General features: G+C 41.5%; 7 protein-coding genes. 5 read left to right on the forward strand and 2 right to left on the reverse strand.

Annotated features, from left to right (window positions below; translation table 11 throughout):
* Positions 1 to 64: 64 nt before the first annotated feature.
* The gene (fadJ, locus tag GQR46_RS11635) at positions 65 to 2,272 is read right to left on the reverse strand and encodes a fatty acid oxidation complex subunit alpha FadJ (protein ID WP_165741030.1); all 2,208 of its coding nucleotides are present in this window, start codon (positions 2,270 to 2,272) and stop codon (positions 65 to 67) included.
* Positions 2,272 to 3,582, reverse strand: a complete 1,311-nt coding sequence (fadI, locus tag GQR46_RS11640; protein WP_165741031.1) for an acetyl-CoA C-acyltransferase FadI — start codon at positions 3,580 to 3,582, stop codon at positions 2,272 to 2,274. The genes fadJ and fadI overlap by 1 nt, the downstream gene beginning before the upstream one ends.
* 306 nt (positions 3,583 to 3,888) lie before the next feature.
* Between fadI and GQR46_RS11645 the strand changes: the two genes are divergently transcribed.
* The 5 genes from GQR46_RS11645 to GQR46_RS11665 all read left to right on the forward strand — a co-directional run.
* Complete coding sequence (locus tag GQR46_RS11645; protein WP_004335627.1) at positions 3,889 to 4,845, forward strand: MoxR family ATPase; 957 nt, start codon at positions 3,889 to 3,891, stop codon at positions 4,843 to 4,845.
* Positions 4,846 to 4,848: 3 nt separating this feature from the next.
* On the forward strand, positions 4,849 to 5,793 hold the full coding sequence (locus GQR46_RS11650) for a DUF58 domain-containing protein (protein WP_010554656.1): 945 nt from the start codon (positions 4,849 to 4,851) through the stop codon (positions 5,791 to 5,793).
* Between the two features lie 2 nt (positions 5,794 to 5,795).
* Positions 5,796 to 6,230 (forward strand): DUF4381 domain-containing protein, encoded by a 435-nt coding sequence (locus GQR46_RS11655; RefSeq protein WP_165729176.1) that lies wholly within the window; start codon positions 5,796 to 5,798, stop codon positions 6,228 to 6,230.
* Positions 6,223 to 7,209 carry a VWA domain-containing protein gene (locus GQR46_RS11660; protein WP_165729175.1) on the forward strand — a complete coding sequence of 329 codons (987 nt, stop codon included), beginning with the start codon at positions 6,223 to 6,225 and terminating at the stop codon, positions 7,207 to 7,209. Before GQR46_RS11655 ends, GQR46_RS11660 begins: the two co-directional genes overlap by 8 nt.
* A partial coding sequence (locus tag GQR46_RS11665) for a VWA domain-containing protein (protein ID WP_165741032.1) occupies positions 7,209 to 9,089 on the forward strand: 1,881 nt, incomplete at its 3' end. The genes GQR46_RS11660 and GQR46_RS11665, both read left to right, overlap by 1 nt.

The following is a 9,089-nucleotide window of genomic DNA, read 5'->3' on the forward strand; positions in this document are numbered from 1 at the left end:
CATTTATTTATAAAAACTATAAAAAAACCGCATTTAAATGCGGTTTTTTTAGATAGCAGAAACTTTATTCTTTCGTTTCAATCTCTTTGGTAACTTCAGGCTCAGTTACACTTTGCTCTTGTGACTCAGTGCTTTGTACTTCAGGAGCTACAACCTCAACATGTGTTGCGTTATAAAAAGTAGCACCAGAGCTTGCCATTGTTACCAGTGATTCACATGGTGCAAAGTTAGCATCGCTGTTAGCTAATGTAGACATATCAGAGCTTATTTTACTTGCGCCTAATTTATCCATATAGCTAAACGGGCCACCTAAAAATGGTGGAAAACCAATACCAAATATTGCACCGATATCGCCATCACGTGGGCTGGCAATAATGCCATCATCTAAACAGCGTACTGCTTCGTTAAGCATTTGCGATACACAACGCTTAGCAATTTCGCTCTTGTTTAAACGTGGAGCCGGGGTAACACCCAATAGTTCGTAAACTGACTCATCAACCTTTTTGCCTTTTTTATCGTATTCATAAAAACCACGACCCGATTTACGGCCAAGGCGTTTTGAATCAATCATACGCATAAATGCATCAGGGCCTTTAAAACGCTCACCTAATTCTTTTTCAAGAATTGGAGCAATTTTAGAGCCAATATCAATACCTACTTCATCAAGTAGAGCCAGCGGTCCTACCGGAAAACCGAACTCAACAAGCGCTGCATCAATCTTTTCGATTGGCTCACCCGCAAGCATCAAATTAGCAGCCTCGTTTAAATAAGGCGCTAAAATACGGTTTACGTAAAACCCAGCCATGTCTTTTACAACAATTGGCGTTTTACCTTGCTTACGTGCAAAGTTAACAACGCGGGCAATGGTCTCTTGAGACGTACCTTCGTGTGGAATAATTTCCACTAATGGCATTTTTTCCACTGGTGAAAAGTAATGCAAGCCAATTACATTTTCAGGACGTGCTGCCTGCGCTGCAATTTGCGATATTGGTAATGATGACGTGTTACTTGCAAAAATTGTATTTGCTTGGCATTGCTGCTCTACGTCTGCAACCATACCTTGCTTAAGTGCAAGGTCTTCAAACACCGCTTCTATTACTAAATCAATGTGTTTAAAGCCACTGTAGTCAGTTGTACCTGTAATACGGTTCATCGTTAACTGCACATCAGCTTTAGACATAATACGACGCTTAAGACGCTTATCTAAAATTTTATAGGTGTAGCTCATTGCATTACTAATGCCCTGCTCTGCTACATCTTTAATACGTACCGGTACTTTAGCTTTAACAGCACTTACGTGCGCAATGCCTGCGCCCATTAGTCCACCACCTAAAACAGCAGTTTTGCTTATTGCGGGTGCGTCATCATTGCGCCACTCTTTTTTCATTTCAGTCGTTGCAAAGAAAATACCGCGAAGCGCTTTAGATTCGTCACTCATTACAAGTGTAGCAAAGCTTTCAGCTTCTGTTTTATACGCTTTTAGCTCATCAAGCTCTACACTAGCTCGCACTGCTTTAATAATAGCGAGTGGTGCTGGGTAGTGCCCGCCCGTTTTTTTAAGTACGTTTTCTTTTGCTTTTTTAAAGATAAAATTACGACCAAACGGGTTTGACTCTAGTAATTTACTAATATTGTCGAGCTTTGGCTCTTTTGCTTGTGGCTTTTTCTTAGTCGCAAATTCTTTTGCAACTTTTAGCAGCACACTGTGCGGTATACAATCATCAAGCACGCCTGCTTTTTTAGCTTGCGTAGGACGAATTTGTTTACCTGTTAGCATCCACTCTAGTGCTTTTTGAATACCAACAATTTTAGTTAAGCGTTGGGTGCCGCCGCCACCAGGAAGTAAACCAAGTTGTACTTCTGGTAAGCCAATTTTTGTTAAATCACTGTCGGTACCAACACGGTAATCACATGCTAAAGCAAACTCTAAACCACCACCTAATGCAGCGCCATGAATCGCACTTACTGTTGTGTATGGCAGTTTTGTCATATCAAAAAACGCTTGATGACATAGCTCGCTAATAGCTAAAGCATCTTCACGCTTTTGAACACTATCGAGCATTTTTACATCGGCGCCAGCAATAAAGTTATCGCTTTTTCCGCTTATAAATACCATGCCTTTTACATTTTGCGACTTAGCGTCTTCTAGTAATGCTTTTAAATCATCGGCAAAACTGCTGCGCAGGGTATTCATTTTCTCACCCGGCACATCAATCGTTACTACGGCAATTTTGTTTTCATCTACCGCTAAATTAAATACTGAATCTGTCATTACGCGCTCTCCAATACAAAGGCTGCACCTAAACCACCAGCAGCACACGCTGTTGTTAATGCTAAACCGCCACCACGACGTTTAAGCTCGTGTAAGCTTTGCGTAATTAAGCGTGCACCTGTTGCTGCAAATGGGTGACCATATGCTAAAGAGCCGCCGTTAACGTTAAACTTATCCATGTTAATTTCGCCAATTGCTTTGCTGCGACCTAAATGATCTTGTGCAAACTTGTCTGAAGCAAACATTTTCATATTGGCAAGTGTTTGCGATGCAAACGCTTCGTGCATTTCAATTAAATCTAAATCAGCAAGCGTAATACCCGCTCTATCTAGTGCAATAGGCGTTGAATGAGCTGGGCCCATTAACATGTCTTTTTCTACACCAATTGCCGAAAATGCAAAGCTACGTACGTAACCTAGTATTTCATAGCCTAGTGCTTTTGCTTTGCTTTCGCTCATCATAAGTACGGCCGCTGCACCATCAGTTAATGGTGTTGCATTTGCGGCGGTAACAGTACCGTGCTGACGGTCAAAAACAGGTTTAAGCTTGGCGTAGCCTTCAACCGTTGAGTTTTTACGAATGTTGTTGTCTTCTGAAATAAAGCTTTTATATGGCGGCAAATGTGCCGTCATTACTTCATCTTTTAACTTTCCATCAGCCCATGCTTGCGTTGCAAGTGAGTGAGAACGATGCGCTAACGCATCTTGATCTTCACGGCTAATATTATGTGTTTTAGCCATTTGCTCAGCAGTTTGTCCCATTGAAAGGCCTGTTGAGTACTCTGCAACTGCAGGAGGCACTGGTAATAAATCTTTTAAGCGCAGTTTTGAAAATATTTTTAAACGTTGACCAAGCGTACGCGCTTTATTTAAATCAACTAAGCTGCCTGCTAGCTTTTTACTAACACCAATTGGCAATACTGATGACGAATCTGCGCCACCTGCAATACCTACACTTACAGATCCCGCCATAATAGACTCAGCTACATTAGCAATAGCCTGAAAGCTGGTAGCACATGCGCGCGATACAGAATATGCATCGACCGATACCGGCATACCTGTGCCCAATACAATTTCACGTGCAATATTTGGCGCTTCTGGCATTTGCACTACTTGACCAAATACAAGTTGATCAATTTCTGACTTGTTGAAATTTAATCGTTCAAGCATTTCGTTAACCACCAATTTACCCATATCAAGTGCAGGTACATGGTGAAACGCTGTTGCTTGCTTTGCAAAAGGTGTACGTAAGCCGCTAACTATGGCAATACGGTCGCCCTTTGGTGTTTTTAGTATGTTTTGCTCAGACATTTATGCTCTCCCGCTGACAGGTCTGACCTGTTTGTTTTCCTCGATTCTAAACAACCCGTGTACTAAAGCCAATAGATAAACACAAATTTATATAAATAGTGTTTAATTACGACTATCACAATAGGCTTTTTTAGACGCATTTACAAAGTTTTGTGGTACGCTAAAAATCGTTAAAAAATAACGAACTATTTTAAAAAATACAGTCTAACTCTTGAGTTACCCAATTATAAACCTTATAAATAGGTCAGTATTTATCACCTAACACTATTAGGTACAAACCCAGCTGACGAGGACAGTCCACTTATTATGGCAGCTAACGCATTTTCACAATTAAAAACGTACTTAGATACACAAATCATTGGCCAGCCAGAGCTTACACAAGCGCTACTTATTGCTATTTTAGCTGATGGTCACTTATTAGTAGAAGGCCCTCCTGGGCTTGCAAAAACACGTGCAGTTAATGCACTTGCTAAAGGTATTGAAGGATCGTTTCAGCGCGTACAGTTTACGCCAGACTTATTACCGGCTGATGTAACAGGCACCGATATTTACCGCCAACAAACTAGCGAGTTTGTATTTGAAAAAGGTCCTCTTTTTCACAACCTAATTTTAGCTGACGAAATTAACCGTGCACCAGCCAAAGTACAATCAGCACTATTAGAAGCCATGGCAGAGCGCCAAGTGACCGTGGGTAAAAACACCTATCCGCTTAGCGAACTATTTTTAGTTATGGCAACACAAAACCCGCTAGAGCAAGAAGGGACTTACCCGTTACCAGAAGCCCAGCTGGATCGCTTTTTACTGCACCTAAGTATTGGCTACCCTGGCGCAGAGCATGAGCTTGATATACTACGTTTAACACGTGGCGAAGCGCTTAACGAGCAACAACCAGTAATGCAAAAAATTAGTCAAAGCGATTTATTTGCAGCTCGTAAAGAAATATTAGGCCTTTATCTAGCAGAGCCACTTGAGCAATATTTAGTACAACTTATTATTGCCACCCGTGAAGGCGCTAAATTAGATGCGCAACTAGGTAGCTGGATTGAGTTTGGTGCAAGTCCGCGTGCAACAATAGCACTTGATAAATGTGCTCGTGCTCATGCATGGCTTCAAGGCCGTGACTTTGTAGCACCTGATGACATTCAAGCTGTTGTGCATAACGTACTGCGTCACCGCATTATTTTAAGTTACGAAGCCCAAGCCGATGGCATTACTAAAGATCAAGTAATAAGCCGTATAGTTGAACTTGTAGCCGTACCATAAGTTATGCAAAAACAATTAGAATCCCAAGCATGGCTCAAACAGAGCCATAGCCACGGTGTTAATTTAGCACTCAAAGAGCTGATGTATTACAAAGCCAAAGCGCAATTGCTTGAACTTGCCCCTAAGGTAAAAATAAAAAATACCTTAACAGGGCAATACCTTGCACCGCACAAAGGCCGAGGAATGGAATTTGCCGAAGTCCGACATTATCAGCAAGGTGACGATATTCGCTCTATTGATTGGCGAGTTACTGCGCGTACCGGCGAAACTCACACAAAGCTCTTTCAAGAAGAAAAAGAACGCCCTGTGTTTGTGTTCACTGATTTTTCAAACTCAATGCTGTTTGGCTCAAAGTTACTGTTAAAGTCGGTGCAAGCTGCGCATATAAGCGCTCTTGTTGCATGGTCGGCATGTCAGCGCGGCGATAGAATTGGCGGTATTGTGTTTAATCAGCACTCGCATTTGGAGTTAAAGCCCAGCGCCCGTGAAAAAGCCGTGCTTAAGCTTTGTCATAATTTATGCGACAACCACCAGCAAGCACTCAACAACATTGATAAAACAGCCCCTAACAACTTTAGCGATAACCTAAAGCGCCTTAACCATTTAGCAAAACCAGGCAGCTTAGTGTATTTAGTGTCTGATTTTAATGCTCTGGATGATGCCAGCTTTAAGCAACTCGAAATATTAAGCCGCCACTGCGAGCTGATTGGTTGCCACATAAGCGATCCATTTGAGCATCAGTTACCTGCGTTTAAGCAAGCAGTCACCGTTAATGCAAATGGTCAAGACTTTGCCCTACCATTAATGGATAACAGCTTTAGAGAACGCTTTGCTAAAAATGCTGAGCAAGCATTTAGTACGCGCTTTAATCGCTTAACTAAATCGGGTCTTAATTTAATATCATTCAATGCAGCAACACCGCTTGAGCTGCAATTAGTGAGAAAATAACCATGCAAACCAATCCACTCGATGGCCTGCACGATATAATAGCGCCAAACCAAGTTAATTGGTGGCCACTCGCCCCTGCTTGGTGGGTTATTATTGCACTGCTGTTTTTAGCACTGTGCGCGGCTATTTATATATTTTACAAAAAACATAAATTTAAAAAGCCTAAACGCTACGCAATACAATTAAGCCAAAGTGAGCAAAATCCTCAGCAACTGCATATTATTTTAAAACGTTTAGTGATTGAATATTACGACAAGCGCCTTGCTGCGCAATCTACCTCTAAATGGTGCACAACACTTAATACACTCACCGGTTTGAACTTTACAGAACAAGAAATACTAAGCCTATATAATCCCAGCCAAAAAGATACAACACTGTGCGAAAAATTTCGCCAAGGTATTAAGCAATTTAAAATAAAGGAGTCAGTACATGTTTGAATTTAGCTGGCCATGGTTATTTTTATTAATACCCTTACCTTTATTACTTTTACTATTAAAACCCGCAGCAAGTAATGCCAGTACGCGTTTACGTATACCCAGTTTTGCAAAGCACAATTTAACCAGCCAAAGTATTGAGCCACTCGCACGACGTTTAAATCCTTTTGAGTGGGTAATTTGGTTATTACTTGTGACTGCCGCTGCCAATCCAACATGGTTAGATGAGCCAATCTCATTGCCAAACGAAGGCCGCGATATAATGCTAGCTGTTGACTTATCAGGCTCTATGACCGAGCAAGACATGGCTTACAATGGCCAATATGTTGACCGCCTTACCATGGTAAAAGCCGTACTCAGTGATTTTATAGAGCAGCGCCAAGGCGACAGGCTTGGGCTGATATTATTTGGCGACACCGCATTTTTACAAACCCCCCTCACGCGCGACGTTAAAACAGTAAGTAAAATGCTCAGTGAAGCGCAAATTGGTTTAGTGGGACGCGCAACAGCCATTGGTGATGCATTGGGTCTTTCGGTAAAGCGCTTTGCCAATAAAGATGAAAGTAATCGTATTGTGGTGCTATTAACCGACGGACAAAACACCGCTGGTAACCTAAACCCAGAAGATGCCTTACTGCTAGCCCGCGAAGAAGGTATTAAAGTGTACACCATTGGCGTTGGCTCAGATAATCCGCGCGGTTTTAGCCTCTTTAATATGGGTGGCTCTAGTGGCAGTAATTTAGATGAAAGCTTACTTAAAAAGATTGCCGAGCAAACTGGCGGATTATACTTTAGAGCCAAAGATGTAGCAGGCCTTCAACAAATTTACGCAGAGCTTGATAAACTTGAACCTATTAGCGCTGACGAGCAAACATTTCGCCCACAAAGCTCATTATTTTACTACCCGTTACTTATCGCTATTTTACTTATTAGCTTAAAAGTAATGCTTAGTACACTGCGTGCATTAAAGGAGCCAAACTAATGGATTTTGAATTTATTCGCCCCGCTCTTTTATGGTTACTCATACCTGCTGTGGCATTATTTTTTGTCGCCTTAATTAAGGATAAAAAAACGACTAGTGAGCAGCTAATTGCACCGCATTTAGCACAATTTATAATGAGCGAAGCAAACACTAAAGCCAGCCAACCACTTTGGTTAGTTGCTTTGTTTTGCAGCCTTGGCATTTTATTTAGTGCTGGGCCTAGCTTTGAGAAAAAACAAGTTCCTGTATTTCAAAGTAAAAGTGCCCGTGTAATTGTTATGGATATGTCGTACTCAATGTACAGCACCGATATTTTACCAAATCGTTTAATGCAATCACGCTTTAAAGCGCTTGATATGATTGAGCTATTTAAAGAAGGTGATACCGCGCTTGTAGCTTACGCAGGCACGGCCTATATAATATCGCCACTAACAAACGACGCCACAACACTCAGTAATTTAATTCCAAGCTTAAGCCCTGAAATAATGCCAGACAAAGGCTCAAACGTTTTAGCCGGTCTTGATATGGCCAAAGAGCTATTAACGCAAGCGGGTTATATTGATGGCGACATTATTTTAGTGACCGACGGTATTGACCAACAAGAACAAAGCGACGTGAGTAGCTTTACCAATAACACCCAATATAGATTAAATATATATGGTGTAGGTACCGCTCAAGGCGCACCGATAAAATTACCTGAAGGTGGTTTTTTGAAAGACAGATACGGCCAAATTGTAGTACCTACACTTAATGCCACTCAGCTTAAAAATTTAGCATCAAGCAGCGGCGGTAAATTTGCCAGTTACCAACCTAGCAATAACGACATAAATATATTTGCTCCAAGCGCGCAAAGCGAATTGTTAAAAGACGAAAAACAAAGCCATGCACTTTGGCGAATAGATGCCGGTATATACGGACTGTTACTGTTATTGCCATTTGGCTTGTATTTATTTAGACGCGCTGCCTTGCTGGGGGCTTTTTTAGCCTTTAGCTTTTTACCGCAGCAAGATGCGTATGCCGTAGAGCTTCCTACTCTTTTGCAAAATTCAGATCAACGTGCATTAGAGGCTTACAAAAATAAAGAATACGATGCAGCAACACAGGCGCAATCGAGTGAGTTAAAAGGCGCGGCGCTTTACCAGCAAGGTAATTTTGATGCTGCACTTAATGAGTTTAGTAATGATAAGTCGGCTACCGGTTTATACAACTACGGTAATGCCCTCGCCAAAGCTGGCAAGCTTGAGGACGCCATTGAAGCCTACAAACAAGCCCAAACCTTACAAGACGACTTTACACAAGCAACTGACAACCAAGCTTTAGTTGAACAATTACTCAATCAACAAGATCAGCAAAGCGACGGCGACGACTCTCAAGACCAAGATGATAGCCAGAAAAAAGATGAGCAAAACCAAGGGCAAAATTCTGATGAGTCAAAACAGGATAAGCAACAAAATGGTGATAAAAGCGATTCTGAAAAAGGCGAAAACGAAAGTCAAAGCTCAAGCGATGAAAAATCTGATAAAGAATCAGATAAAGAGTCTGAACAATCAAAAGATCAACAAGGTGAGCCTGGCGAGCAATCAGACAAGCAAAATGAACCTGATATGCAAGCCCAGCCACAAAGTGAGCAAGGGCAAAATAAAGACGCTGACCAACCTAAAGACGAGCAGCAACAAAGTAAGCCACAAGCAATGAATGAGCAACCTGCTACTGATGAGCAAAAACAAAATGCTCAGCAACAAGCTATGCAAGCCCAAGCAAGTGAGCTCACTAATGAAGAAAAAGAAAAAGCACAACAGCTTAATCAACTACTTAGAAAAGTCCCGGACGATCCGGCTATTTTATTACGGAATAAAATGCAATTAGAAGCCCAAAAAAGA

Origin of the sequence: Pseudoalteromonas sp. Z1A6, from assembly GCF_011378745.1 — a bacterium.
In the GTDB taxonomy this organism is placed as follows: Bacteria; Pseudomonadota; Gammaproteobacteria; order Enterobacterales; family Alteromonadaceae; genus Pseudoalteromonas; species Pseudoalteromonas arctica.

Excerpts from the sequence above, each read along its gene's own strand:
- fadI (WP_165741031.1), bottom strand. The coding sequence starts at position 3,582 with ATGTCTGAGCAAAACATACTAAAAACACCAAAGGGCGACCGTATTGCC.
- GQR46_RS11660 (WP_165729175.1), top strand. The coding sequence starts at position 6,223 with ATGTTTGAATTTAGCTGGCCATGGTTATTTTTATTAATACCCTTACCT.
- GQR46_RS11655 (WP_165729176.1), top strand. The coding sequence starts at position 5,796 with ATGCAAACCAATCCACTCGATGGCCTGCACGATATAATAGCGCCAAAC.
- fadJ (WP_165741030.1), bottom strand. The coding sequence starts at position 2,272 with ATGACAGATTCAGTATTTAATTTAGCGGTAGATGAAAACAAAATTGCC.
- GQR46_RS11650 (WP_010554656.1), top strand. The coding sequence starts at position 4,849 with ATGCAAAAACAATTAGAATCCCAAGCATGGCTCAAACAGAGCCATAGC.
- GQR46_RS11645 (WP_004335627.1), top strand. The coding sequence starts at position 3,889 with ATGGCAGCTAACGCATTTTCACAATTAAAAACGTACTTAGATACACAA.